Annotated in this window: 20 protein-coding genes; 15 read left to right on the forward strand and 5 right to left on the reverse strand. The window is 62.3% G+C overall.

The window, feature by feature from the left end:
- Nucleotides 1–58: 58 nt before the first annotated feature.
- Together QEO92_RS30300 and QEO92_RS30305 are read left to right on the forward strand one after the other, a co-directional pair.
- Nucleotides 59–3538 carry an indolepyruvate ferredoxin oxidoreductase family protein gene (locus tag QEO92_RS30300; protein WP_227705769.1) on the forward strand — a complete coding sequence of 1160 codons (3480 nt, stop codon included), beginning with the start codon at nt 59–61 and terminating at the stop codon, nt 3536–3538.
- 30 nt (nt 3539–3568) lie between these two features.
- Complete coding sequence (locus tag QEO92_RS30305) at nt 3569–4546, forward strand: nucleoside hydrolase (RefSeq protein WP_227705770.1); 978 nt, start codon at nt 3569–3571, stop codon at nt 4544–4546.
- On the opposite strand, the gene QEO92_RS30310 is transcribed toward QEO92_RS30305, so the two are convergent.
- The 4 genes from QEO92_RS30310 to QEO92_RS30325 are packed head-to-tail and all read right to left on the reverse strand — an operon-like array spanning nt 4547 to nt 9571.
- Nucleotides 4547–6652: an acetate--CoA ligase family protein gene (locus QEO92_RS30310; RefSeq protein ID WP_227705771.1), complete on the reverse strand. Its 2106-nt coding sequence runs from the start codon at nt 6650–6652 to the stop codon at nt 4547–4549.
- A gap of 10 nt (nt 6653–6662) precedes the next feature.
- Entirely contained in the window at nt 6663–7472 is an 810-nt protein-coding gene (locus QEO92_RS30315) for an enoyl-CoA hydratase/isomerase family protein (protein WP_210052079.1), read from the reverse strand.
- A gap of 22 nt (nt 7473–7494) precedes the next feature.
- Nucleotides 7495–8424, reverse strand: coding sequence for a pseudouridine-5'-phosphate glycosidase (locus QEO92_RS30320; protein ID WP_227705772.1), 930 nt, complete (start codon nt 8422–8424; stop codon nt 7495–7497).
- A gap of 37 nt (nt 8425–8461) precedes the next feature.
- A complete protein-coding gene (locus tag QEO92_RS30325) occupies nt 8462–9571 on the reverse strand; it encodes a carbohydrate kinase (RefSeq protein WP_227705773.1) in 1110 nt (369 codons plus the stop codon).
- A 115-nt stretch (nt 9572–9686) separates the two neighbouring features.
- On the opposite strand from QEO92_RS30325, the gene QEO92_RS30330 reads away from it, so the two are divergent.
- From QEO92_RS30330 to QEO92_RS30375, 10 genes are all read left to right on the forward strand, one after another.
- A complete protein-coding gene (locus QEO92_RS30330; RefSeq protein WP_227705774.1) occupies nt 9687–10661 on the forward strand; it encodes an isopenicillin N synthase family dioxygenase in 975 nt (324 codons plus the stop codon).
- Nucleotides 10662–10749: 88 nt separating this feature from the next.
- Nucleotides 10750–11778, forward strand: coding sequence for an ABC transporter substrate-binding protein (locus tag QEO92_RS30335; RefSeq protein ID WP_227705775.1), 1029 nt, complete (start codon nt 10750–10752; stop codon nt 11776–11778).
- An 87-nt stretch (nt 11779–11865) separates the two neighbouring features.
- Nucleotides 11866–12921: an ABC transporter ATP-binding protein gene (locus tag QEO92_RS30340; RefSeq protein ID WP_227705776.1), complete on the forward strand. Its 1056-nt coding sequence runs from the start codon at nt 11866–11868 to the stop codon at nt 12919–12921.
- Nucleotides 12918–13775 (forward strand): ABC transporter permease, encoded by an 858-nt coding sequence (locus QEO92_RS30345; RefSeq protein ID WP_227705777.1) that lies wholly within the window; start codon nt 12918–12920, stop codon nt 13773–13775. Before QEO92_RS30340 ends, QEO92_RS30345 begins: the two co-directional genes overlap by 4 nt.
- A gap of 4 nt (nt 13776–13779) precedes the next feature.
- A complete protein-coding gene (locus tag QEO92_RS30350; protein ID WP_227705778.1) occupies nt 13780–14562 on the forward strand; it encodes an ABC transporter permease in 783 nt (260 codons plus the stop codon).
- Nucleotides 14563–14842: 280 nt separating this feature from the next.
- Nucleotides 14843–15859 (forward strand): ABC transporter ATP-binding protein, encoded by a 1017-nt coding sequence (locus QEO92_RS30355; protein WP_227705779.1) that lies wholly within the window; start codon nt 14843–14845, stop codon nt 15857–15859.
- Nucleotides 15856–16923 (forward strand): ABC transporter ATP-binding protein, encoded by a 1068-nt coding sequence (locus tag QEO92_RS30360; RefSeq protein ID WP_407722190.1) that lies wholly within the window; start codon nt 15856–15858, stop codon nt 16921–16923. Before QEO92_RS30355 ends, QEO92_RS30360 begins: the two co-directional genes overlap by 4 nt.
- Before the next feature lie 56 nt (nt 16924–16979).
- Nucleotides 16980–18545: an ABC transporter substrate-binding protein gene (locus QEO92_RS30365; protein ID WP_227705780.1), complete on the forward strand. Its 1566-nt coding sequence runs from the start codon at nt 16980–16982 to the stop codon at nt 18543–18545.
- Between the two features lie 118 nt (nt 18546–18663).
- Nucleotides 18664–19623 carry an ABC transporter permease gene (locus QEO92_RS30370; RefSeq protein ID WP_227705781.1) on the forward strand — a complete coding sequence of 320 codons (960 nt, stop codon included), beginning with the start codon at nt 18664–18666 and terminating at the stop codon, nt 19621–19623.
- Complete coding sequence (locus QEO92_RS30375; RefSeq protein WP_227705782.1) at nt 19620–20531, forward strand: ABC transporter permease; 912 nt, start codon at nt 19620–19622, stop codon at nt 20529–20531. The genes QEO92_RS30370 and QEO92_RS30375 overlap by 4 nt, the downstream gene beginning before the upstream one ends.
- Before the next feature lie 81 nt (nt 20532–20612).
- Here the strand turns inward: QEO92_RS30375 and QEO92_RS30380 are convergent, their stop codons facing one another.
- Nucleotides 20613–22202 carry an ABC transporter substrate-binding protein gene (locus QEO92_RS30380; RefSeq protein WP_227705783.1) on the reverse strand — a complete coding sequence of 530 codons (1590 nt, stop codon included), beginning with the start codon at nt 22200–22202 and terminating at the stop codon, nt 20613–20615.
- 265 nt (nt 22203–22467) lie between these two features.
- Between QEO92_RS30380 and QEO92_RS30385 the strand changes: the two genes are divergently transcribed.
- From QEO92_RS30385 to QEO92_RS30395, 3 genes are read left to right on the forward strand one after another with little or no spacing between them, the layout of a single operon-like run.
- The gene (locus QEO92_RS30385; RefSeq protein WP_227705784.1) at nt 22468–24096 is read left to right on the forward strand and encodes a GMC family oxidoreductase; all 1629 of its coding nucleotides are present in this window, start codon (nt 22468–22470) and stop codon (nt 24094–24096) included.
- Nucleotides 24093–25151: an amidohydrolase family protein gene (locus QEO92_RS30390; protein ID WP_227705785.1), complete on the forward strand. Its 1059-nt coding sequence runs from the start codon at nt 24093–24095 to the stop codon at nt 25149–25151. The genes QEO92_RS30385 and QEO92_RS30390 overlap by 4 nt, the downstream gene beginning before the upstream one ends.
- Before the next feature lie 2 nt (nt 25152–25153).
- Nucleotides 25154–26257: an amidohydrolase family protein gene (locus tag QEO92_RS30395; protein WP_227705786.1), complete on the forward strand. Its 1104-nt coding sequence runs from the start codon at nt 25154–25156 to the stop codon at nt 26255–26257.
- The last annotated feature ends 5 nt before the right edge of the window (nt 26258–26262 follow it).

Genomic DNA, 26262 nt, shown 5'->3' on the forward strand with positions numbered 1-26262 from the left:
TGCCGCCACCCGGCTCTTCCAGGCACCAGCTTGGGTCGGACAAGTGGAGCGGGCCTAGATGTCGATCCATACCGCGCCGGATACGTCCTCTTCGGATCGCAAGATCAGCCTCGACGATCGCTATACGCTGGAAAAGGGCCGTATCCTGGTCTCGGGCACGCAGGCGCTCATCCGCCTGCCGATGATCCAGCGCCAGCGGGACCTGGAGCGAGGGCTGAACACCGCCGGCTATGTCTCGGGCTATCGCGGCTCGCCACTGGCGAGTTTCGACCGCGAGATGGGCAAGGCAAAGAAATATCTCGATGCAGCGCATGTCAAGTTCCAGCCCGGTCTCAACGAGGACATGGCGGCGACCGCCGTCTGGGGCACGCAGCAGACCGGCATGTTCGAGGGCTCGCGCTATGACGGCGTCTTCGCCATGTGGTACGGCAAGGGGCCGGGCGTCGATCGCAGCATGGACGTCATTCGCCACGCCAATGCGGTGGGCACGAACCGGAACGGCGGCGTGCTGCTTTTGGTCGGAGACGACCACGGTGCCGTCTCCTCCACTCTGCCGCATCAGAGCGAGCATAACCTCATCTCCGCGATGGTGCCGATGCTGTCGCCCGCCGGTGTCGGTGAGTATATCGAATACGGCCTCCTCGGTTTTGCCATGAGCCGCTATTCCGGTGCCTGGATCGGCCTCAAGTGCCAGACCGAGATCGTCGAATGTTCCGCGACGGTCGATCTCGATCCGGACAAACCGGAGATCGTCATTCCCGACGAGATCTTCGCGCCGGATGGCCTTTCGTTGCGCTGGCCGGACGGGCCGCATGCGATGGAACAGCGGCTGGAGAGCAAGATGCTCGCCGTGCAGGCTTTCGCGCGTGCCAACCGGATCGACCGCACCGTCTGGGGCGGCGGTGGAAAGGCAAGGCTCGGTATCGTTTCGACCGGCAAATCCTGGCTTGATCTCATGGGTGCGCTGGCACTGCTCGGGACCGATGAGGCGCGCGCCGCCGAACTCGGGATCGTGCTCTACAAGGTCGGCCTGGTCTGGCCGCTGGAGCCGCAGGGCATTGCGGACTTTGCGTCCAGGGTCGATGAATTGTTGGTGGTGGAGGAAAAGCGCTCCATCCTCGAGGACCAGATCAAGGCGCTGCTCTTCAACCTGCCTGACGGCCAGCGGCCGCGGGTGTTTGGCAAAGTGGGGGAGAGCGGCGGCACGCTTCTTCAGGCAATCGGCGAGATCGGCACCTTGTCGGTGGCGAAGGCTATTCTCTCCCGTCTCGGCGTGCTGGACGAAGCCTTGCAGGCCAAGGCGCGGTTTGTGGACGAGATGACGGCTGCGCTTGGTGTCGAGGCGACCGCGCTCAAGCGCGAAGCCTATTTCTGCTCAGGCTGTCCGCACAGCGTCTCGACCCGTCTGCCGGCGGGAAGCCGGGCTTCGACAGGCATCGGCTGCCACATGATGATCATCGGCAACGAGGACCGCAACACCTCGACCTTCACCCAGATGGGTGGTGAGGGCGGCTCCTGGATCGGGCTTTCGCCTTTTACGGACGAGAAGCACATCTTCGTCAACATGGGTGACGGCACCTATTTCCATTCCGGCGTGCTGGCGATCCGCGCTGCGATCGCCGCGAAGGTCAATGCCACCTACAAGATCCTCTACAACGACGCAGTCGCCATGACCGGCGGCCAGAAGCATGACGGCGACGTCACCGTGCCCGGCATTGTCGGGCAGATGCTGGCCGAGGGCGCAAGCCGTGTCGTCGTGGTCGCCGAACGGCCGGAGGTCTGGCAGGGCAAACTGCCCCGCGAAGTCTCCGTCCATCACCGCGACGAGCTCGACGCCGTGCAGCGGGAGCTTCGCGAAATCCCCGGCGTGACGGTGCTGATCTACGATCAGGTCTGTGCTGCGGAAAAGCGTCGCCGCCGCAAGCGTGGCGCCTATCCGGTCTCGGACAAGCGCGCTTTCATCAACGAATTGGTCTGCGAGGGCTGCGGCGACTGTTCCGCCGTGTCCAACTGCATCTCGATCGAGCCGCAGGAAACGGAATTCGGCCGCAAGCGGCGGATCAACCAGTCGAGCTGCAATACTGACCTTTCCTGCATAAAGGGCTTCTGTCCGAGCTTCGTGACGGTGGAGAGCGGCAGCATCCGAAAGCCGGCCGCAAAGTCGAAATCCGTCAAGACCGACGACCTGCCACGGCCCGCCTTCGCCACCGACTTTGCAAAACCCTACAGCATGCTGCTCGCCGGTATCGGCGGCACGGGCGTCATCACGGTCAGTGCCGTCCTCGCCCAGGCGGCGTTGCTCGACGGGCTGGCTCTGGTCGCGCTCGACCAGACCGGACTTGCCCAGAAAAACGGCTCGGTCATCTCACACATCCGTCTGGCGAAGAACCCTGCGCAGATCCATGCGGCGCGCATCGGTCCCGGCGAGAGTGATCTCGTGCTCGGCTTCGATATCGTCGTGGCGGCACAGAAGAATTCGCTCGCCTCCTTCGCGAAGAACAAGACGCGGGCGGTGGTCGACGATCATTTTGCCCCAACAGCTTCCTTCGTAAAGGACACGACGATCGACTTCCGGCAGGAGGCGACGCTGAAATCGCTGCGCCGTGCGGCTGGCGACGAGGCGGTCGAGACGGTACCGGCCACCGATCTCGCTACGGCCTTGATGGGCGACGCGATCGCGTCCAACATGTTCCTGCTCGGTTACGCCTGGCAGCGCGGCCTCGTGCCGATCAGCCTGGCGGCGATCGGCAACGCGATCGAGCTCAACGGGACGGGTGTCGCGATGAACCGCGCCGCGTTCGGCTGGGGCCGGCGTGCCGCTGTCGATGCCGAAGCTGTTGCTCGCGAGGCTGGGTTCGTGAAGGCTGAGCCGAAGACCGAGACGCTGGAGGAGATCGTCGCAAAGCGTGCCGCCTTCCTGACCGCCTACCAGAATGCGGCCTATGCCGAACGTTATACGGGCCTCGTCAAAATCGCTAAAAATGCTGAAGCGCGGTCGCGCGGCGCGACCGGTTTTGCTGAAGCCGTCGCGAAGAACACCTTCAAGCTGATGGCCTACAAGGACGAATACGAGGTCGCCCGGCTGCATCGAGATCGTGGTTTCGAAAGGAAGCTCGCCGAACAGTTCGAGGGTGAATTCAGGATCAAGCATCACCTTGCACCGCCACTGCTCTCCCGCAGAATCGATTCGCGCACCGGCCACCCGGCCAAGATCGCCTTCGGCGGGTGGATCAGGCCTGTTTTTGCAGTGCTGGAAAGGCTGAAATTCCTGCGCGGCACCGCATTCGATCCCTTCGGCCGTACCGCCGAGCGGCGTATGGAGCGGCAACTGGTCGAGGACCATTTCGCGCTCGTCGCAGAACTCTCTGCCGGGCTCGAAGCCGGCAATCATGCACTTGCCGTCGAGCTTGCCGGCCTGCCGGACATGGTCCGCGGCTTCGGCCCCATCAAATTTGCTTCCGTCGAGCGGTTCGAAAAGCGCAAGGCCGATCTTCTGGCGAAATGGCGCGCGAAGGAGCCGCTTCCCGATGTCGCCTGACCGTTCCCCAAGTTTCCGAGAGTGACCAGCATGGTAGAAAAGATCATCATCGACACGGATCCCGGCCAGGACGATGCGCTGGCCATTCTGTTGGCGCTGGCGAGCCCGGAACTTGAAGTTCTCGGCATCGTCGCCGCCGCGGGCAATGTGCCGCTGCCGCTCACCAATGTGAACATTCGCAAGGTCTGCGAGCTAGCCGGCCGCACGGATGTAAAGGTGTTCGCGGGCTGCAGCCAGCCGATGTCGGGCACGCTGGTCACCGCAGAATATGTGCATGGTGCGACTGGCATGGACGGCGCGGACCTGCCCGATCCGGTGATGCCGCTGCAGGAACAGCACGGTGTCGATTTCATCATCGAGACGCTGATGCGCGAGCCGGCCGGCACCGTGACCGTCTGCACACTCGGACCGCTCACCAATCTCGGCAAGGCGATGACCAAGGCACCGGAAATCGTATGCCGCATCAAGCAGGTCGTGCTGATGGGCGGCGGCTGCTTCGAGGGCGGCAACATCACGCCGGCCGCCGAGTTCAACATCTATGTCGATCCGCAGGCGGCGGCCGTGGTATTCGGCTCGGGCGTACCGATCGTCATGATGCCGCTCGACGTTACCCACAAGACATTGACGACGCGCGCCCGCGTCGAGGCGATCCGGGCGATCGGCGGGCATCTCGCCGCGGTGCTGGTTGGCTGGCTCGATTATTTCGAACGCTTCGACGTGGCGAAATACGGCAGCGAGGGCGGGCCGCTGCACGACCCGAACGTGATCGCCTATCTGTTGAAGCCAGAACTCTATTCCGGCCGGCTCTGCAACGTGGAGATCGAGACGGAATCGGAACTGACCAAGGGCATGACGGTTGCCGACTGGTGGGGCGTTTCCGGCCGGCCGAAGAATGCGATATTCATGCGCGACGTCGACGCAGACGGGTTTTATGCCCTGCTGACGGAGCGGCTTTCCCGGCTCGCCCATGCCGAGGCCGAACGGCAGCCGAAGCTTCGGCTGCACTGATCAATCCCGCTTCCTCGGAATGATCAGTGCATCGAGGACGCGCACGCCCTTGCCTTCGGGCAGTACCGCGACCGGGTTGAGGTCGATCGCTTCGATATCGTCGCCGTACCGGTCTGCGAACTCGGAGAGTTTCACCAGCAGTTCGGCGAGTGCCCTGCGGTCTGCCTTCGGCGCGCCGCGATAGCCTTCCAGCAATGAGGCGAGCCTGGTTTCACTGATCATCGCCTCTGCGCGGGCAAGATCGATCGGCAGCAGGTCGAAAGCGCCGTCCTTCATCAGTTCCACCAGCACTCCGCCGATGCCGACGACGAGGCCCAAGCCGAAGGGCTCGTGGCGTACGATCCCGACCAGGGCCTCGACGCCGCCCATCACCATCTCCTGCACCGAGACGCCGCGCAGATCCGCATCGGGCGCATAGGCGCGGGCGCTCGCCATGATCGTGTCGAAGGCAGCGTGCGCTTCCGCCTCCGAGGCAATGCCGAGCTTCACGCCGCCTGCCTCGGTCTTGTGGAGGATATCCGGCGACTCGATCTTCATCGCGACTGGAAAACCGAGCGTCTTCGCCGCTTTCGCCGCGGTATCGGCACTGGTAACAAGCCGTTCTTTCGGGACAGGCAGGCCCTCGGAGGCGAGCAGCGTCTTGGCTTCGCGCTCGGTCAAGGCGCCGGCGGAGAGGGTCTTTCTTTCCATTGCCGTTTTGCCGGGCCACGAAACGGTGTTGCTTTGCGCAACCAGGCCCGCAATCGCCGCCAAAGTGCTTTTCGTCCCGCGCAGGACCGGCACGTTTGGCAGTTTCTGCTCGACGGCCCGATGGTGGCCGGAGGAGAGGTTGCTCATGAAGATGACCGGCGCTTTGCCGGTTGCGGCATAGGCGGAGACCGCCTCGGCGATACCGAGATATTCGGCGGCGCAGAAATCGTCCAAGCCGGCCGGTGCGTCCTGCGCGGCGACGATCATCCCGATCGACGGGTCGTCGGCCAGCGTATGCAGCACATCGCGGTAGATATCGCCGTTGGCGAAGACAACACCCGTCGTATCGAGCGGGTTCTGAGGGGTCGCGAAGGGCGGCAGCAGGGTTTTGATCTTCGCGGTGGTTTCCGGCTGCAGGTCGGGCAGCGTGAGACCCGCCTCGTCTGCAATATCGGAGACGTGCGCCACACCGCCGCCGGAGACGCCGACGATGGCGACGCCTGGTTTTGTAGGACGCCGCCCGAGGCTTAGGCAGAGTGTGGCCGTCTCCATGAAGCCGTCCATGTCCGGCACTTCGATGATGCCGACGCGCTTGAAGAACGAACGATAGGCCTCGTTGCTGCCGGCGAGCGATCCCGTATGGGCAGCGGTCGCCTGTGCTCCGCGTGCCGACCGGCCGGCGCGCAGCGCGATCACCGGCTTCCCCGCCGCGTGCATCCTTTCCATCGCTCGGGCAAGCTTTTCCGGCTCGCGGATCGCCTCGATGACGATGCCGATGGCACTGGTTGCCTCATCGGTGGCCAGGAAGTCGAGGTAGTCAGGAATATCGGTCGCGGCGCTGTTGCCGGATGAGACGATGTGGCTGAGGCCGAACCTCCCTGTATTCCCGAGCGCAATCGCGCTGGCGCCGGAATGGGAGAGGATCGCGAGGCGGCCTTTTTCTAGATTGGTCGAGAGGCTGGAGGAATAGAGCGCCGCACCCGTGCCGAGGTTGAAGAGGCCGAGGCAGTTCGGGCCGCAGATCGCCATGCCGTAACGTTCGGCGATGTCGATCAGTTGTCGCTGCCGCTCGCGGCCGGCCTCGTCCAGTTCGGCGAAGCCGGAGGCCAGCACGACAGCAGCCTTGACGCCCGTCCGTCCGGCCTCCTCCAACGTGCCGATGACCTTGTCGGCATTGATGCCGATCACAGCGACATCAGGTGCATCATCGAGTGCGGAAAGGGAGGAGATGGCCTTGTAGCCGAAGACCGTTTCAGCCTTGGGATGGATCGGGATGATCTGTCCCTGATAGCCGAAGCGCATCAGGTTCCTCATTACGAAGCTGGAAGAAGCGTCGGCGCGCTCGGTGGCGCCGACGACCGCGACGGATTGCGGCGCCATCAAGGCCCGCATCGCTTCCGGCGTATTGGCCGCCATCGGCGCGGCCTCAGTCGAGGCCCTTGAAGGGATTGTCGCGGAAGGCGAGGTATTCCTTCAGCGACATCTTGGCGAGATTCGCCATCCATTCGCGGCCCTGCTTGGTCACATGCAGCGCGGCGATCGCTTCGATATTGTACTGGAAGGACGGCATGAGACCCGCGACCATCTGCTGGTTGTTGATGGAGGCCTTGGTGTATTTCAGCGCCGGCACCGGCATGCGGGCGAGCTTGCGGGCCAGGTTCTCGGTCTTTTCCTTCAGCTGATCGGCCGGCACGACCTTGTTGATGAGGTGCATGCGCAACGCCTCTTCGGCATCCACCATGTCGCCGGTGAACATCAGCCAGCGCACGTCACGGGTGGCAAGCAGCCAGGGCATCATCAGTGCTGGCGGGCCGGAATTATGGCGTACTTCCGGCTCGCCGAATTTTGCCGTGTCGGCGGCGATGGCGAGGTCGCAGGACATCATCAGTTCGAGCGCGCCGGCCAGCGCGTAGCCATTGACCGAGGCGATGACCGGGATCGGGGCGCGCCAGATGTTGAGCAGTGCCTCGGCGTTTTCGGTCATGTCCTCGCGCCAGAAGTCGATGTCCACATCGAAATCGCCGCCCTGCAGGTCATAGCCGGATGAGAAGGCGCGGCCGGCGCCGGTGATGACCAGAGCGTTGACGTCCGGGTCATCGACGGCACTCTTCAATGCCGCGTCGATCTCGCGGATCACCGTCTTGTTCATCGCGTTCATCTTGTCGGGGCGATTGATGGTGATCGTCGCGAACTTGTCGGTCAAATCCTTCTCATACAGGATCGTCTCGTAGCTCATGGAAGTTCCCCTTATTTTTGAACTATTTGCCGGATTTCTTTAAAGCCGCGTAGGCGACGGCCATTTTAGCAGCGAGGCGTGCATTGTTTTTCACCAGCTCGATATTGGCCTTGAGGCTCTCGCCCTTGGAAAGCTCGTTGATCCGGGCGAGCAGAAAGGGCGTCAGCTCCTTGCGACCGACGCCCTTTTCGTCTGCCTCGCGCACCGCGTCGGCAATCGTGCCGTCGATGAATTCCGGCGTCAGCGCGGCGGCTTCCGGGATCGGATTAGCGATCAGCAAGCCGGTGCCGGTGCCGAGCTTGTGGTGCAGGAACATGGCTTCGGCGATCTCTTCCGGCGTGTCCAGCCGATGATCGGCCTTGTAGCCGCTCTTGCGGGTGAAGAAGGCGGGGAAATCCTCGGTGCCGTAGGCGATCACCGGCACACGCTGGGTTTCCAGATATTCAAGCGTCTTGGCGATATCGAGGATGGACTTTACGCCGGCGCAGACGACGGCGGTCTTGGTGCGGCCGAGTTCGGTCAGGTCGGCGGAAATATCGAAGGTCTGCTCGGCGCCGCGATGCACGCCGCCGACGCCGCCGGTCGCGAAGATGTCGATGCCGGCGAGATCGGCGAGCAGCATGGTGGCTGATACGGTGGTGCCGGCCGACTGCTTCTTGACCATGGCGACGGCAAGATCACGGCCGGAAGCCTTTACCACGCCCTTGGCCTTGGCAAGTGCATCGAGCTCGTGGCGTTCGAGACCGACCCGCAGTTCGCCATTTATCACCGCGATCGTCGCCGGCACCGCGCCGTTCTCGCGGATCACCGCCTCGACGCCAAGCGCCGTTTCGAGATTGGCGGGGTAGGGCATGCCATGGGTGATGATGGTCGATTCCAGCGCGACGACAGGACCGCCGGCGGCGATCGTCTCGGCAACTTCACGGCTCAGCGTCGGTTTCAGAAGGGGCATTGCGGGTATTCCTCGAATGGTGTTTTCGACCGGCCGCCTATCCGGCGAGACGGTGCATATTGGCTTCCAGGAAGCGTTCGGACAATTCTGTGTGGACGCTGGCCGGGGTTTCGGTGGTCAGCGTGCCGAGCAGCGCGCCGGTGCGTGCCGCCGTATAGATGTCTTCGCCATGCAGGATGCGGTGCAGCGTGCCGGCGATCATCGCGTCGCCTGCACCGGTAATGTCAACGGGTCTTGCCCGGACCGCCGGGAATGTGCGGGCGCCTTCCGTGCCGGCCACCGCGATGCCGCGCGCTCCCATGGTGACGACCGCCTCACGGGCACCTGCAGCTTGAAGGGCGAGGGCTGCTTCTCTGGCGTCCTCGATCGTCTGATGTGCCTTGCGATGCAGGACAGCGTTCGCCTCGTCGATGTTCATGAACAGGAGATCGATGCCGGAAAGGTCCTTCGGCAGGCGGGCAGCTTTCGGCGTCGAAACCGCGTCAATCGCCAGCCTGAAGCGGGCGCCCTGGCGCTTGGCGATCAAGGCGGCAATTGTCTCGTCCGGCAGATTGCAGTCGCAGAAGACCCAGCTCGCGGCAGCGAGATGCGGCCAGATGCGCTCGAAATGCGGCGGCAGCAGCAGGTCGAAAATGCCCATGTCGGCGATGCCGAGCACCAGGTCGCCCTTCAGATCGAGGATCGCGGCGTATTCCGCAGTCGGTCGCTCGGTCGTGGTGACCATTTGGCTGACATCGATGCCGCGGTCGCGCATGTGTTTCAAAAGCGCCCTTCCGCCCTCGTCGTCGCCGACGATCGAGATGAAGCTCGTCGTGGTGCCAAGAAGGGCGAGGTTTTCCGCCACGTTGCGGGCGACACCGCCCATGGAGCGGATGCCATCGACCGGATTGGAGGTCTCGAAAACGAGATCCGCCTTGGCGCGATATTTGCGGTCCAGCACGGCGCCGCCGATGCAGACGGCCCGGGTTTCCGCCGGCATCACATAACCGCGGCCGAGAATATAGCCCTTCTGCATGAGCTGGACGATATGCGCGGCGACGGTCGAGCGCGCCAGCCCGAGCTGGGCGGCGATCTCCTGCTGCCCGGCAAACGGGTTGTCCTTGATGATCGACAGAACGGCCGCTTCCTGCGGAGCGAGGTCATCCATCTCGTACATCATCCTTGCGGCGAATGCCGTCTTGAAACTTCGTTATTTTTGATATGGACAACAACAGATGTTTTTGTCAACATCTGTTTGTCAGATGCACAGATGGAGGCAGGCCATGTCCGTTTCAGGTGCCATTCCCGTATCGTCCGGCGATGCCGCACCCGGCATTCCGGTCATCGATGTCGGCCCCTTCATCCGAAACGAGGTGGGCGCTGCGGGCGTGGTGAAAGCCATCGAAGCCGCCTGCCGTGATACCGGTTTCTTCCTCGTCACCGGCCATGGTGTTTCGCCGCAAGCGACCTCGCGACTCTACAGTCTCGCGAGAGCCTTCTTCGACGAACCGCAGGAGTGGAAGAAGACGATAGGCCGCGGCAATGGCGTGATCGGCGGCGTGTCCTTCTCCCCGATCGCCGAGGAAGCGCTGGCGGCAACGCTGGGCTTGAAGACGCCGGGCGATTACAAGGAAAGCCTGAATTTCGGTGAGAACCTGCCGGGCGATATATGGCCGAACAAGCCCGACGGGCTGGAGCAGGCCTTCCGTAACTATTTCAAGGAAATGGAAGTGCTGTCGAAGCACCTGCGCCGCATCTTCTGCCAGGCGATAGGGCTCGATCAGGATTATTTCGAACCGTCCTTCGAAAACCATCTCTCGGCGTTGCGCGTCATCAACTATCCGGAACAGAGCGAAGCGCCGTTGCCGGGCCAGCTGCGCGCCGGCGTGCATACCGATTACGGGTTCATGACCATCCTGCGTTCCGAAGCCTCTCCGGGCGGCCTGCAGGTGCGGAACCGCAATGGCGAGTGGCTGGACGCCCCGTCGATCGAAGGCGCCTATGTCATCAACATCGCCGACGCCTTCATGCGCTGGACAAATGATGAATGGGTCTCGACGCCGCACCGGGTCGCCAATCCGCCCACCGATTTCAAGGGCACGGCGCGCCGGCAGTCTATCCCGTTCTTCCTCAATCCGTCGAAAGATACGGTGATCGAATGCCTGAAGCCCTTCATCAAGGGCGGAGCGAAATACGAGCCGATCACCTATGGCGAATATATCGACCTCAAGACGAAACAGGCTTTTTCGAAAGGCTGAGCGCTGACCAAAAGCGTGCACAGAAGCGGAATACCGCCGGCACATACCGATCAATGATCGCAACAAGGGGAACTGCAAGATGATGGATATGACAAGACGGCAAACCCTTGCCGGAATGGGTGCACTCGCGGCGGCAGGCCTCATGGGCCTGCCCGCGCGGGCTCAAGCGAAGACGCTGGTCGTGCCGACGCTCGGCGGCGTCTGGGAGCAATACTGGCGCTCGACCGTGGCGCCGGCCTTCACCAAGCAGAGCGGCGCAGCCGTGACGCTCGATGTCGGCAATGGCCGTGTCTGGGGCGCGAACCTGCGTGCCGCAGGCGTCGCCAAGCCGCCCTATTCGATCGTGATGACCAACGAGGTTTTCGCATCGGGCCTGCGCAAGGAGGGCTTTTTCGAAAAGCTCGACCTCTCCAAGCTGCCGAACTATGCCGACCTTTATCCACTTGCCAAGAAGACTGATGGCTGGGGTGCGATCGGCGCCGTATCGCCAATCGGCATCGGCTACCGTACCGACCTTGTGAAAATGCCGCCGAAAAGCTGGAAGGACCTCTGGAACAATCCGGAATTCAAGGGTCGGATCGGCCTCTACAATTTCGCCAACAGTGCCGGCAAGATGGAACTCCTGCTGTTCTCCAAGATCTTCGGCAAAGACCAGTACGACGTCGACGCAGGCTTCGCCGCGCTCGAAAAGCTGGGCTCCGTCATCCAGGTCGATTTCAACCTCTCCACCGGCCTTGCGTCCGGCGAAATCGTGGTCGCTCCTTTCGACTTCGGCGAAATCGCCCGCCTGAAGAAGCAGGGGCTGCCGGTCGACTGCATCATTCCGGAAGAAGGCATGATCATGTTCGACCAGACGATCAACATCCTCGCCAACGCGCCCGAAAAGGAGCTGGCCTATCAGTATGCCAACTTCCTGTTGTCGCCGGAGGTTCAGGGTATGATGGCCAAGGAATTCTTCATCTCGCCGACCAATTCCAAGGTGGTGATCCCGGCCGAACTCAAGGCCGATGTGCCGATCTCCGGTGCGGACATGGACAAGATCCTCACCTGGGACTGGAACTTCGTCAACGAAAAGCAGGGCGAGCTTTCCGAGCGCTGGGCCAAGACGCTTAAGTGATTTTCCCCCGCTGCGATCATGGCTTGCCTCCGTGGCGGGCCATGATCGGCTTTTTCGGGTTTCTTGGCGAATTGAAAGTGAAGTTTCATGACAGAGGTTAGCATCGAAAAGCTGACCAAGGACTATGGGCAGGGGCCTGCGGTCAACGGCATTTCCATCAGGATCGCGGAAGGCGAATTCATCTCGCTGCTCGGCCCCTCCGGCTGCGGTAAGACGACGACGCTGAAGATGATCGCCGGGTTCGAGGATGCCACGCAGGGCGCGATCCGGTTTGACGGCCGCGACGTGGTGCATGTGCCGGTCGAAAAGCGCGACATCGGCATGGTCTTCCAGAACTACGCGCTTTTCCCGCATATGACAGTGGAGAAGAACCTCGCCTTCGGGCTGGAGATGCGGAAGATTTCCAGGGCGGAAATCCGCGAACGCATCACAAAGGTCCTGGATATGGTGCAGCTTGCGGGCTACGCGGAACGCTATCCGCGCCAGCTTTCCGGCGGCCAGCAGCAACGCGTGGCACTTGCGCGTGCGCTGGTCATCGAACCGAAGATCCTTCTGCTCGACGAACCGCTCGCCAATCTGGATGCCAAGCTGCGCGAAGAGATGCGTGTCTTCATCCGCGACCTGCAACGCCGTGTCGGCATCACCACCGTCTACGTCACCCATGACCAGGCTGAGGCGATGACCATGTCGGACCGCGTCGTCGTGATGTTCGGAGGGCGCATCGCGCAGATCGGCACGCCGTCGGACATCTATGAGCGGCCCGCCAATCTGGAAGTGGCTGAGTTCGTCGGCCAGGTGAACATCATCCGCGGCAAGGTGGGCAGCGGAACCATTTCGACCCCCTTCGGCAACGTGCCTGCTGCAGGCGCCTATGCCGACGGCACGGAGATCATGCTGGCGCTCAGGCCGGAAGCGGTCGAGCTTCTGCCCGTCAGTTCCGGCGCAGCCGGCGTGCCGGCAAAGGTCCGGTCGAGCTATTATTCCGGCAGCCTTGTCGACTACCGGCTGGACCTTGCGGATGGCGCGACCGTCAACGTCCAGACCCTTCCGCGCACCCGGTTTGCCGATGGCGACGAGGTGCTCATCCATGCACCGGTCGACCGGTTCTGGCCGCTTGGGCCAATACGCGGGACTGAAGCATGAACGTCGCTGCGAAGAAACGCTTCGGGCCGCTGCTTTTGATTGCGCCTGCCGCGATCCTGCTGACGGTTTTCCTCGTCCTGCCCTATCTCAATATCGTGCTGATGAGCTTCCGCATGCCGGGGCAGGGGACGCCTTACGGGCCGGGCTTCACACTCGTCAACTACGGCAAGTTCTTCTCGGACATCTTTTATATCCAGCAGGTGGCCAACACGCTCTGGATCGGCTTCGTGACGACGCTGGCATGCCTGATCCTCGGCTATCCGGTGGCCTGGCAGCTTGCCCGCGGCAATTCGGCGTTTCGGGCCATGGGTTATGGCCTCGTGCTTTCGCCGCTGCTTGTCGGCATCGTCATCCGCAGCTACGGCTGGACGATCCTGCTCGGAAACAACGGCCTCATCAACCGCACGCTGATGGGCTGGGGCATCATCGACGGGCCGCTGCCGCTGATGTACAACGCGCTTGGCATCGTCATCGCGCTGGTGCATGTCTTCCTGCCTTTCATGATCCTGCCGATCATGAGTGCCATCCAGGGCATCGATCCGTCGCTCGAAGCCGCTGCCCGTTCGCTGGGAGCTTCGAAGGCTACGGCCTTCCGGCGCATCACCCTGCCGCTGTCGCTGCCGGGCATCCAGGCAGGCTCGATCCTCGTCTTCGTGCTGTCGCTCAGCGCCTATGTGACGCCGTCGCTGATCGGCGGCTTGCGGGTCAAGACCATGGCCGTGACGGTGGTCGACGCTTTGATCGACACTTTCCAGTGGCCGTTCGGCTCTGCGCTGGCGCTGATGTTGTCGGTGACCGGCGCGATCGTCGTGGTGATCTTCGGGCGACTGACAGTCATAAAATGGAAGGCCTGAACCGATGTCGAAACCCTTCTTCACCGTCTATTGCCTGATCATCTACGCCTTCCTGCTGGCGCCGATCGCGGTCGTCGTCATCGCCTCTTTCAATGCCGGCGCTTTCCTCACCTTCCCGCCGCAGGGCCTCTCCTTCCGCTGGTACGTGGTCTTCTTCAACAACGAGGTGTTCATGCGGGCGATCCGCACATCACTGTGGATCGCGGCCGTCACGATGGTGATCTCTGGCGTCATCGGCACGATGGCGGCGATATTCTACGTCCAGTATTCCGGCCGGCTGAAGGAAGTGGTGCGCATCGCCATGCTGGCGCCGCTGCTCCTGCCGGAAGTGCTGACCGCGATCGCGCTGCTCTTCTTCGTCTATTCGATCGGTATCGGCACGCAGACCGTGTTCGGCATGATCATCGGCCATGTCATGATCACGCTGCCCTTCGTCTTCATCAACGTCTCGGCCTCGATGGAAAGTTACGATCCTTCCTGGAGCATGGCGGCGCAGAGCCTCGGCGCAGGACGGTTCACGCGGTTCCGGCGCATCATGCTGCCGCTCATCAAGCCGGGCGTCATCGGGGGTTGCCTGTTCGCCTTCATCATCTCCTTCGATATCTTCACCATTTCCTTCATGCTGAAGAATGTGGGAACGTCGACGCTGCCGATCCAGCTCTTCGATTATCTCAGGACCAACTTCACACCGGAGGCGGCCGCCGTCTCAACCTGCTCGATCGTGCTGACGCTGATTGTCGTGGTGATTTCGGAAAAGGTGTTGGGGCTGAGACTTCACCGCTTCTAAGGTAGCCGATACTCGAGGATGCGCTCTCTCATTTCCTCTGTCGCAAAGTGGCCGCACAGTTTTGTGCGACATGCTTCACGACAATTTTGATTCCGGTCGCTCTGGGGCTTTCGCCGCCGTAAAACGTACTGTAGTGTATACATGACGAGGCTTTGGGAAGAGCCGGCCTGCGTATCAGGAACCCTGACGGGATCCTGGGCGCGATGGGAAAGAGCATAGCAGCCACCTGCATTTCACAAGTTGATCGCGGGCGGCGGGCCGATAGGGAGGATCAGGCCGTATGCAGCAGCTTGCCGAGTCGATGACGGCTGGCCAGGACGCGCTTCTGGATATCCAGAACCTGACCCTGTCACTGCGTGACCAGCAGGGTTGGGTCGAAGTTCTCAACAATATCTCGCTTTCGGTGAAGCCGAAGGAGATTCTCGGCGTGGTCGGTGAGAGCGGCTGCGGCAAGTCGATGACTGCGCTCTCTATCCTCCGGCTCTTGCCGCCGCGCGATTCCCGCCTGGGCGGCAAGATCATGTTCGGAGGCCAGGACCTCGTTTCCTGTTCGGAATCGCAGATGAATCGCATTCGCGGGCGGCACATCAGCATGATTTTCCAGGAGCCGATGAGCGCTCTCGATCCGGTATTCACCGTCGGCTACCAGATAGAAGAAACCCTTCGGCGGCACTTCAAGCTCGACCGTAGGGAGGCGGCGGAGCGCGCCGTCGCGGCGCTTGATTCGGTCGGCATCGCGTCGCCACGCCACGTCGCGACACTCTATCCGATGAACCTTTCGGGCGGCATGCGCCAGCGTGTGATGATCGCCATGGCACTGGTCTGCGAGCCGCGCCTGCTCATCGCCGACGAGCCGACCACAGCCCTCGACGTGACGATCCAGGCGCAGATCATGGACCTGCTTCTAGGCCTTGCCGACCGCACCGGCACCGCAATCATGTTCATCACCCACAATCTCGGGCTGGTCGCACAGAGTTGCCATCGGATGGTGACAATGTATGCAGGACAGGTTGTCGAGAGCGGTCCGGTGAAGGACGTCATCGCCTGTCCCCGCCACCCCTATACGGCCGGGCTTCTGCAATCGATACCTGACAGCAACCGCCCACGAGGCACCCTGCCTTCGATCGCCGGCCGTGTTCCTTCGCTGCGTCACATGCCGAAAGGTTGCCGTTTCGGACCGCGCTGCACCTTTTCCGCCCAGCCTTGCGGCCTCTCCCAGAGCATCGAAAACACCGGCCGAAGGGAAGTGCGCTGTAATCGTTGGGAAGAACTCGAATTGGAGAGGGTCGAAGCATGAACGAAGTCGTTTCGTCCGGCCAGATGGCTCTCAAGGCCGACAACCTGCATGTCAGCTTCGGCAACGCACGGCGCGGCTCCCTTATCCGCGCCGTCGACGGCGTCAGCTTCAGCGTGCGCAAGGGCGAGATTTTTGGCGTGATCGGCGAGTCGGGTTCCGGTAAATCGACGCTCGGGCGCTGTCTTGTCGGCCTGCTCAGCCCAAGCGGCGGTGGAGTGCTGCACGGCGACATCGACCCGTTCAAGTTTTCCCGCCGCGAGCTCAACCGCCACCGGCGAAAGTACCAGATCGTTTCGCAGGATCCGAATGCGGCCTTCGATCCGCGCATGACCATCCTTCAGAGCGTCTGCGAACCGGCGGACATAGCTGGCGAGGGAACGAAGGCTCAGCGGCGCGAAAAGGCGTTCGCGATGCTGGACCGGGTGTCGCTGTCACCGGAAATGGCCAATCGTTATCCGCATGAGATTTCCGGCGGCCAGAAGCAGCGTGCCAACATCGCGCGGGCGCTGATGCTCGATCCGACCGTGATCGTGTGCGACGAGGTGGTCGCGGCGCTCGACGTGTCGATCCAGGCCGACATGCTCAATCTCTTCTCCCGGCTGCAGGAGCAGCTCGGCCTCACCTATGTGTTCATCAGCCATGATCTGAGAGTGGTCAGCCACATCAGCGACCGCGTGGCGGTCATGTATTTCGGCAAGATCGTGGAATTCGGTCCTGCCCATGCCGTGATCGACACTCCGCTGCATCCCTATACGGAAGCACTGCGATCGGCAGAACCCGAGGTCAATCCCGCTGCAGCCGAGGCTCGGCAGAGAATCATCCTTCAGGGCGAGATACCGAGCGCGATCTCGCCGCCGAGCGGCTGCCGCTTTCATACACGCTGTCCGCGTGTGCGGGACATCTGTCGCACGCAGGAGCCCCAGCAGCGCGAGTTGCTGCCCGGACGCCATGTCGCATGCCATTTCGCCGAGGAGATGCTCGGGGAAAAGGAGAGCAGAGATCTTGGTCCTGCGGGACGGAACGGCGCGGACCAGGGTGCTGCCGCCGCGCAGATGCCGACGTGATGGAATGCTGATGTAGTGGCCAAGCACGGCCGGTCATGGATGATGGAGGAGAAGACGTGACCACTAGTCTATTTGGAAAGATGCCGGATCTTACCCGCCGCTCGCTGTTGGCCGGAACAGCCGCCGCAGGCGGCCTGGCCCTGTTGCCGGCAATGGCGCGCGCTCAGGAAGCGCAGCCGAGGTCGGGCGGAACGCTCAGGGCCGTAATCCCGTTCAACCCCGCCGCGCTCGATCCGCTGACGGGCCGCAACAACCCCGATTTCAATACTCTTTTGATGATGTTCGACGCGCTGATCGGCTTCGATCCGCAAACGCTCGAACTTCAGCCGATGCTGGCGACGTCGTGGAAGTTCACGGATCCCACCACGCTGGTTCTGGAACTTCGCCAGGGCGTCGAGTTCCACGACGGCACGCCGTTCAACGCCGAAGCGGTCGTCTTCCACCTCAAGCGCGGTATGGAATACGATCGTTCGAACGTGAAATCGGATCTTGCGGTCGTCAAGCAGGTCGAGGCCACCGGCCCGTACCAGGTTTCGATCGCGCTGAAGTATCCGGATGCCACGCTCCCCTCGGTCCTGACCGACCGCGCCGGTCTTGTCGTGTCGCCTGCTTCGGTCAAGGCCGCGGCTGACGGCAACGTCGACCGCGCGCCGGTCGGCACCGGACCGTTCAAGTTCGTGGAATGGCAGGACAACACGATCATCAAGGTTACGAAGAACTCGAACTATTGGGGAGACGCGCCTTATCTGGACGGGATCGATGTCCGCATCGTCAACGAGTTCAACACGGCTGTCCGCACGGTGACGGCAGGCGAGTCCGACATCGTCCTCAACATGAGCGCACAGCAGATGGCCGTGGCCAAGCGCGACCCTAACCTGGTCGCTGAAGCCACGCCGTCGATGATCTACTACACGGCCTTCCTGAACTATGGCCAGGGACCGCTGGCGGACGTACGCGTTCGTCAGGCAATGAACTGGGCGCTCGACCGGCCGGTGTTGAACAAGGTCCTCTGGGGCGGCCTGGGCGGCGGGCATTGCAGCATGTTCCCGTCGGGCTTCTGGGCCAATGATCCCGCGACTGAAAACTTCTATACGAAGGATCTCGACCGCGCGAAGTCTCTCCTGAAGGAAGCGGGTTTCGCAAACGGCATCCAGATCGACACGTTCACCTGGGCGGACCAGGCCGCAGTCCAGCGCCAGGAGGTTCTGAGTGCCCAGCTTGCCGAGGCAGGCATCCGGCTGAAGGTCACCCCGGCGCAGCCGGCGCAGACGATGCAGTATTTTCTGACGGAGAAAAAGGGTCACATGCTGCTGACCCCGACGGGCGGCCTTCCCGACCCGGCAACCGCCTACGATCGTCAGTTTTCCGCGACGGCCTACCGCAACGCGGCCAAGACCGAATTGCCGGGCTATCGTGAACTGATGGATGAGGCCATGAGCACGTTCGACAACGCGAAACGCCAGCAGGTTCTCTACAAGATGCAGCGTTTCGTACTGGAGAATGCACTTCACCTGCCGCAGTTCTCGTCCGCCGGCATCATCGTACGCACGCCGAAGGTACACGGCTTCAATTTCAGCCTGTTGCAGCGCCCGCGCTTCCATAAAGTATGGATGGAGGCGTGAACCTCGGCAATACGACATCCCCACGCGGTGGTCGCTTCGGGATGTTGCGCGAAACCTAGACGGAGCGGGTTGCAGGCCCGCTCCGCGTCGGCATCAATTGCGGATCGACGGAGTGTAAATGATGGACGGCGTCCTCGGGATGGTTGCGCGAAGGCTGATGCAGCTTTTGCCCGTAATGATCGTGGCGACCTTCGTGGTGTTTTCCCTCGTCTATCTGATGCCGGGCGATCCGGCCGTCATGATTGCGGGCGATTACGCAACGGCCGAACGTATCGCGGAAATCCGCCACATCTACGGCTTCGACCGACCGATGCTCGTGCAGTATTTTGCCTGGCTGGGGAGCGTTTTGCAGGGTGATCTCGGCCACTCGCTCTTCTCTAACGAAGAGGTTCTGCGGCTGATCTTGGCGCGCTTGCCGCATACGATCCTGCTGGTCGTCTATGCGCTGGTCCTGGGCGCATTGATCGGCATCCCGCTCGGCATTCTCGCCGCCACGCGCCAGGGCACCACCCTCGACAAGATCATCACCAGCGTCGCCTCTCTCGGTGTCGCCGTTCCCAATTTCTGGCTCGGCATCATTCTGGTCACGCTGTTTTCGCTTGGCTATCGCTGGTTTCCCGCCACGGGCGCGGTTTCCTTCTTCGAAAAGCCGTTGGAAGCTCTCTACTATGCGACCCTTCCGGCGGTGGCGCTCTCGACCGGCGTCGTTGCGGTCCTGGCGAGACAGGTCCGCAGTGCGCTGCTCGAAGTGCTCGGCTCGCAATATATCCGCACCCTGCGCGCCAAGGGGCTTAGTTCGCGCTCGATCCTGTGGAAGCACGGGCTTCGAAACGTGTCGGCAACGATGCTGACCATTGCCGGCCTGCAGGTGAACCGGCTGTTTTCCAGCGCCGTCATCATCGAGGCGGTCTTCGCCGTGCCCGGTGTCGGCAATCTCATCAGCTATTCGGCACTTAACAAGGATTTCCCCGTCGTGCAGGGCGTGGCGCTCGTGCTCGTGCTGGTGGTGATCTTCACCAATCTTCTGGTCGATGTGCTGAACGCGACCTTCGATCCCAGAGTGGCGGCTTCGACATGACCGATACGAACATGACTGCGATCACTGAAAGCCGTGCCGAACCGGCAACCCGGTCGACCCTTCCGCCCCCCAACCGCTTCCGCTTCTGGGCGTGGCTATGGTCCGACAAGCGCGCCCTGATAAGCCTTCTCTATCTCTCGCTTCTCGTGTTGGCAGCGATCTTCGCGCCGCTGGTAGCGCCCTATCCGCCCAACGAGCAGAACCTGATGGACCTCCTGATGCCGCCGAGCGCCGAACATTGGCTGGGCACGGACGACCTCGGCCGGGACACGCTGAGCCGACTGATGTACGGCTCCTACAACGCGCTCTACGCCGCAAGCCTTGCCGTCGGCATCGGGGTTGCGATCGGTGTTCCGCTCGGGGTTTTCATCGGCTTCGTCGGCGGCTGGATCGACGAGCTCGGCAGCCGCATCATCGACGGCGTCCTGGCTTTTCCGCCGATCGTGCTCGCCGTTGCGGTCACCGGCGCGCTCGGCATCGGTCTTACCAATGCGATGATCGCGGTCGGCTTCGCCTTCGCGCCAGTGCTGGCCCGGACGATGCGGGCGCAGACCCTGGTGGTGAAGAACGCGCTCTACGTGGAGGCGGCAACCGGCTTCGGCGCGTCGCGCCTGCACCTGATCCTCCGCCATATCCTGCCCAATGCGATCCAGCCTGTGATCGTCGAGATCACCCTGATGCTGGCGGTGGCGCTCCTGGCGGAAGCGGGCTTGAGCTTCCTCTCGCTCGGCGTCCAGCCGCCGGAGTCGAGCTGGGGCGGTATGTTGGCGCGTGCCTATCACTATGTGGAAGTGGCGCCGGCGCAGATGTATGCGCCGGGTTTCGCCATCCTGTTCACGGCGCTCGCGTTCAACACGCTCGGCGAGTCGATCCGCGTGCTTCTCGACCCGACGATCAAGCGGCGGTGAACGTTCTCGCTGAGGCCAGACACGAAACGGCCCGGCCTTGCGACCGGGCCATTACTGTTGCTGGCTGATGCCGCGTCGGGATCAGGCGTTCTGGTCAAGCCATACGCGGTGGAACCGCGGAGAATGCAGTCGGTCGTAGTGCCAGTCCTTGACCTTCTTGTTGCGGATCGACATGGCGGCCGACGTCACCAGCGGCAGGTGCAGCGCCTGCTCCACGACGAAGCGCTGCAGGGCGGCGAAGGCCGCCTTGCGCTCTCCGGCGTCGGCCGAGGCGCCTGTCGCGTCCAAGAGTTTACGGAACTGCGGATCTTCCACTTTGCCGGCGTTGAACTGACCGCTCGCACCGAACAGCCGCTCATAGGTCTGGCTCGGATCGAGCCAACCGCCCTGCGGATTGAGGATCATCGAACCCTTGCCCTCAATATAGAAGAACTGGTTCACCACCTGCGGGGGCGAGGGCGTGACCTTGAGGCGGATGCCGACCTGCGAAAGCTGGTTGCCGACCAGTTCGAGGCGCTGGATCGACGTCTGGTCCGGCCAGCTCCAGGTTTCGACTTCGAGGCCGTTCGGATATCCGGCCTCCGCCAGCAGTTTGCGGGCCTTTTCCGGATCGTGCTGGTAGAAATTCGCCGTGCCGGCATCGACTGCCCAGAAGTCCTTCGGGAACATCGTCGAGGTCGGCTGCCCCAGGCCAAGCATCAGAACCTTGTTCAGTTCCTCCCGATTGATGGCGTAGTTCATCGCCTGCCGGACCCTGATGTCGTTGAGCGGCGGCTTGGCGAAGTTCATCATCAGCGTGAAGAAGATCATCGAAGGATTGGCCTCGGCGGTGAGATCCGGCATGCGGCGTGCGGTGGCGATCTGCTGCGCGGCCATGTTGAGCGCCAGATCGGTCTCGCCGGCAGTCACCGTGCGGGCGGCCGTGTTCAGCTCGTTGATGATGCGGAAGTCGATGCCGTCGAGATAGGGCAGGCCCTTCTGCCAGTAGTCGGGGTTCCTGGCGACCTTGATGAGCGTATTGTCCTGCCATTCAACGAACTTGAACGGTCCGGTGCCGACAGGATTGCGGTCGACATTGCCGTTGGCCGCAGCCTGGATGGAAGCGGGTGACACTATGCAGCCGACGCGCCCCGTCAGGATTGTCGGCAGCGAGTAGTTTGGCTGCTTGAGCTTTATCGTCACCTGGCCCGAGCCGGTGGCTGCTACTGATGCGACCGAGACCAGGTCCGACTTCACGTTGGAGCGCGGATCGTTCATCGAACGGTCGAGATTGAACTTCACGGCTTCGGCGGTGAACGGTGTTCCGTCATGGAATTTCACACCGTCGACAAGGTTGAGCACGAGCGTCTTAGGATCGGTGAAGGTCCAGTCCTTCGCCAACATCGGCTTGAGTTCGAGCGTGGCCGGATCGAACGCGATCAGTGCGTCGAATATCGCATACAGCGCATTGAAGTCGGGCACGTTGCGCCCGGTGATCGGGTCGAGTGCGGCCGGATTGAACGGCATCGCAATGCGCAGCGTGCCGCCCGGGCTGGGCTGTGACGCTTGAGCGAACGTCCGTCCAGGCAACAGCATCGCGCCGCCCAGCACTGCACTGGACGCAAGAAGCGTCCTTCGATTGATCCCGCTGCCGTTGATGATGGACGATCTTGCGTCCTGCTGCTTGCTCATCTCCTGGGCTCCTCCCCATGAAACAGATTGATGAAATAGATAGATGTCAGGCAGGCATGCGTGCATACATGATTGTCGCTTGGCCGGCTTCCTCCTCCGACTCTGCAGCACTCTGCCGAGCGCAAATCTACAACAGCACCTTTCCTGTGTATACTTTTTGCGTGAAGTTTTGACGCAAACAGCTTCCTTCCGACGGGGGCGTGTGCCATGATTATACGAGAGGCTGCGATGGCATTGCCGGTCGCAGGAAATGGAGGAGTGAAGCATGGGCGCGTTCGAGCGTTCCCGGACCTACGACTATATCATCGTGGGCGGCGGCACTGCAGGCTGCGTGCTCGCCAACCGCTTGTCGGCCGATCCGTCAGTTGAGGTGCTGATGATCGAAGGCGGCGGTGAGGGGCGTGGCTTCTATGTCGACATGCCGCTCGGTCTCGCCTTCCTGATCGGCAGGCCGCAATACGACTGGCTCTATAAGGGCGAGCCCGAGCCCTATCTCGAAGGGCGCCGGATGCCCTTGCCGCGCGGCAAGATGCTCGGCGGCAGTTCCGCCATCAACGGCCTGATCTATGTGCGCGGCCATGCCTACGACTACAATCAGTGGGCGCAACTTGGCAATCGCGGCTGGTCGTGGGAGAGCGTATTGCCCTATTTCAAGCGTTCCGAAGCTTTCCATCACCCGAGTTCGGAGGCGCACGGCACGGAAGGTGAATGGTCGGTTTCGGATCCCAACGTGCGGTGGGAAGCCCTGGTCGCCTATCGCCAGGCGGCGATCGAGCAGGGTATTCCAGCCTCGGACGACTACAATTCCGGCGACAACGAAGGTGTCGCCTTCTTCGTCGCCACCATCAAGAATGGCGTGCGTCACTCCACCGCGCGGGCCTTTCTCCAGCCGATCCGCCACCGCCGCAACCTGACCGTTGTCACCAATGCGCTCGTCGACCGCGTGACCTTCGACGGCAGGCGCGCGAGCGGCATCACCTTCAGCATCGATGGACAGAGCCAGGAGGCGAAGGCCGGGCGGGACGTCATTTTGTCGGCGGGAGCTTATGGTTCTCCGGCCATACTCGAGCGATCGGGCGTCGGTGCGCCGGACGTGCTGTCAGACGCCGGCATCGAGGTGCTGCACGGCCTGCCGGGCGTAGGCGAAAATCTGCAGGACCACTGGCATATCCGGGTGCAGCATCGCCTCCACAACACCCATACGCTCAATACCCGTGGCGGGACGCGCCTCGGCCGAATGCTGCTCGGCATGCAGTATCTTGCGACAAAGAGGGGACCGCTCGGCGGTTCGCCGACGCTGCTCGGCGCCTTCATCAAGACTTCGCCGGATGCGCCGGCTCCCGATATCCAGATCCACGTTTCAGGTTCCACGTCGCCAAGTTTCGGCGGTGCGATGCATCCGTTTCCGGGAATTACCTCGTCGGTATGCATCCTCAGGCCCGAGAGCCGTGGCCATTGCCATGTCGCGGATAGGGATCCTTCGGTCCAGCCGCGCATCCTGCATAATTTCCTGAAGGAGGAGGCGGACCGGGAGATTGTCATACGCTCGGTCGAGGCGGTCCGGCGCATTGTCGCCAGCTCGGCCATGGATCGTTTCGAGCCGGAGGAAATCCTGCCGACCGCTGCCGTGCAGTCGCGGGACGAACTGCTCGACTATGCGCGCCGGACCGTCAACACCACCTTCCATCCCGTCGGCACCTGCAAGATGGGCCGCGATCGTATGGCGGTGGTGGATGACCGGCTGCGGGTCCACGGTCTCTCCGGCCTGCGCGTCGTCGATGCCTCGATCATGCCCACCATCGTATCAGGCAATACCCAGGCCCCGACCGTCATGATTGCCGAGAAGGCGGCGGATTTCATCCGGGAAGAAAGAACGGGAGTGCAGGCTGCATGAACATGTCCAGAGTACAGACTGCCGGCGCGATCGACTGCGACGTCCATCCTCCGACGCCGCGCCGCGCGGACCTGCTTCCCTATCTCGACGACTATTGGACAGAGATCGTCACATCGCGCGAAGTCGACGTGCTGGAACTGATGGGCTATCCGGAGCGCACCCGCCCCTACATGCGGCCCGGCTGGGAGTGGACCGACGATCCGCTCACGCAGATGCAGAAGAACCTGCTCGATCCGCTCGGCCTCGAATGCGCCATCCTCAACGTCGTATCGGGTGCGCATGCGCTCTTCGACCCCTATCTCGCGGCCGCGATCTGCCGTGCCACCAACGACTGGCTCGCCGACAAGTGGCTCGATCGTGATCACCGGCTGAGGGCGTCCATGCTGGTGCCGCTCCAGAATGTCGAAGCCGCTGTCGAAGAGATCGAACGGAGGGCCGGCGACAAGCGCTTCGTGCAGATCCTGACGCTTGCCATGACCGAGCTTCCGCTCGGCCGCCGCACCTACTGGCCGATCTACGAGGCGGCTGAAAGACACAGGCTTCCGATCGGCATTCACGCGGGCTCGAATTTCCGCCATGCGCCCAGTCACAGCGGCTTCCATTCCTTCCTGATCGAGGACCATGTCGTGCAGCCACAGGGCTTCTCGACCCAGGTCGCGAGCCTGATTGCCGAAGGGGTCTTCACCAAATATCCGAACCTGAAGACGGTGCTGATCGAATCCGGCGTCACCTGGATGCCGGCCCTGATGTGGCGCATGGGCAAGGATTGGCGCGGCACGCGCATCGAGGTGCCGTGGGTCAAGGATGCTCCCGGCGATATTATCCGCCGGCATGTCCGTATGACATCGCAGCCTTTTGACGGGCCGGACGATATCGGGGACGTGGCCAAATCGCTCGACCATCTGCTGAGCGATGATATGCTGCTGTTTTCCTCGGACTACCCGCACTGGCATTACGAAGGAATGGACGTGTTGCCGGAGGGCCTGCCGGAAGCCAAGCTGAACAAAATTCTCCGCGACAACGTTCTTGCTACATATCCGAGGCTTGGAGATTGATAATGGAAACTCCCGTACTCGAACGAGCCGAAGACAAGACACAGGCGCTTGGCGTGGTGGACTGCGACGTGCATCCGGCCTTTTCCCGGCCGGATCAACTCACCGACTATCTACCCGAACGTTGGAAGACCCATATACGCGATTATGCCGTTCGCTCGGCAAACCCGCTCTACGGCACGCTGCCCTATCCGCGCATGACGCCGGGAAACGGCATGCGCCGGGATTCCTGGCCGCCGAACGGCGGTCCGCCGGCTTCCGACCTCGCCTTCCTGCGGGAGCAACTGCTCGACCAGTGCAATATCGACTACGGCATCCTGCAGCCGCTCGCCGCCGGCAGCATGGCCTTCAATCAGGAGCTCGGCGCGGCGCTATGTGCAGCCTTGAACGACTGGCAGATCGACAAGTGGGCGGGGCCGGAGCCGCGCCTGAAAGCCTCCATCTGCATCGCCCAGGAAGATGCGAAGGAAGCAGTCGCCGAAATCGACCGGCGCGTCACCGACCGCCGTTTCGCGCAGATCGCCATGCCGCCACGCACGATGGAGCCATGCGGCCGCCGCCGCTACTGGCCAATCTACGAGGCGGCCGAGCACTACGGCCTGCCGATCGGGCTCCATACCAGCGCCTTCGGTTACCGCCCGAACACACCGTCCGGCTGGACCTCCTTCTATCTGGAGGAGCACTATGCGGCTTCCAACAGCCTTCAGACCGTGCTGACCAGCATGATCCTCGAAGGCGTGTTCGAACAGTTCCCGAAGCTGAAGATCGTGCTCGTCGAAGGCGGCTTCTCCTGGCTGCCGTCGCTCGTCTGGCGTCTCGATCGCGAATGGAAGCGCATGAAGAGCGAGGTGCCGCATGTGAAGCGCAAGCCATCGGAATATGTGCGCGAGAATTTCTGGTACACGACGCAGCCAATCGAGGAGCCGGAAAACAACCGGCATCTTCTCGATATCCTGCGCTGGATCGGTGTGGATCGGCTGATGTTCTCGACAGACTACCCGCACTGGGATTTCGACGATCCGCGCTATGCCTTCAAAGTGCCGCTGACGCCGGCAGAACGTTATGCCATTTTCCGCGACAACGCCGTGAAGCTGTTTGGCCTGCAATAAGCACC

The organism is Neorhizobium petrolearium (assembly GCF_029854435.1).
Taxonomy (GTDB): domain Bacteria; phylum Pseudomonadota; class Alphaproteobacteria; order Rhizobiales; family Rhizobiaceae; genus Neorhizobium; species Neorhizobium petrolearium.

Coding starts and splice junctions, on each gene's coding strand:
- QEO92_RS30345 (WP_227705777.1), top strand. CDS start 12,918: ATGAACGTCGCTGCGAAGAAACGCTTCGGGCCGCTGCTTTTGATTGCG.
- QEO92_RS30305 (WP_227705770.1), top strand. CDS start 3,569: ATGGTAGAAAAGATCATCATCGACACGGATCCCGGCCAGGACGATGCG.
- QEO92_RS30390 (WP_227705785.1), top strand. CDS start 24,093: ATGAACATGTCCAGAGTACAGACTGCCGGCGCGATCGACTGCGACGTC.
- QEO92_RS30380 (WP_227705783.1), bottom strand. CDS start 22,202: ATGAGCAAGCAGCAGGACGCAAGATCGTCCATCATCAACGGCAGCGGG.
- QEO92_RS30325 (WP_227705773.1), bottom strand. CDS start 9,571: ATGGATGACCTCGCTCCGCAGGAAGCGGCCGTTCTGTCGATCATCAAG.
- QEO92_RS30375 (WP_227705782.1), top strand. CDS start 19,620: ATGACCGATACGAACATGACTGCGATCACTGAAAGCCGTGCCGAACCG.
- QEO92_RS30335 (WP_227705775.1), top strand. CDS start 10,750: ATGACAAGACGGCAAACCCTTGCCGGAATGGGTGCACTCGCGGCGGCA.
- QEO92_RS30370 (WP_227705781.1), top strand. CDS start 18,664: ATGATGGACGGCGTCCTCGGGATGGTTGCGCGAAGGCTGATGCAGCTT.
- QEO92_RS30310 (WP_227705771.1), bottom strand. CDS start 6,652: ATGGCGGCCAATACGCCGGAAGCGATGCGGGCCTTGATGGCGCCGCAA.
- QEO92_RS30350 (WP_227705778.1), top strand. CDS start 13,780: ATGTCGAAACCCTTCTTCACCGTCTATTGCCTGATCATCTACGCCTTC.
- QEO92_RS30330 (WP_227705774.1), top strand. CDS start 9,687: ATGTCCGTTTCAGGTGCCATTCCCGTATCGTCCGGCGATGCCGCACCC.
- QEO92_RS30300 (WP_227705769.1), top strand. CDS start 59: ATGTCGATCCATACCGCGCCGGATACGTCCTCTTCGGATCGCAAGATC.
- QEO92_RS30395 (WP_227705786.1), top strand. CDS start 25,154: ATGGAAACTCCCGTACTCGAACGAGCCGAAGACAAGACACAGGCGCTT.
- QEO92_RS30355 (WP_227705779.1), top strand. CDS start 14,843: ATGCAGCAGCTTGCCGAGTCGATGACGGCTGGCCAGGACGCGCTTCTG.
- QEO92_RS30320 (WP_227705772.1), bottom strand. CDS start 8,424: ATGCCCCTTCTGAAACCGACGCTGAGCCGTGAAGTTGCCGAGACGATC.
- QEO92_RS30385 (WP_227705784.1), top strand. CDS start 22,468: ATGGGCGCGTTCGAGCGTTCCCGGACCTACGACTATATCATCGTGGGC.
- QEO92_RS30315 (WP_210052079.1), bottom strand. CDS start 7,472: ATGAGCTACGAGACGATCCTGTATGAGAAGGATTTGACCGACAAGTTC.
- QEO92_RS30360 (WP_407722190.1), top strand. CDS start 15,856: ATGAACGAAGTCGTTTCGTCCGGCCAGATGGCTCTCAAGGCCGACAAC.
- QEO92_RS30340 (WP_227705776.1), top strand. CDS start 11,866: ATGACAGAGGTTAGCATCGAAAAGCTGACCAAGGACTATGGGCAGGGG.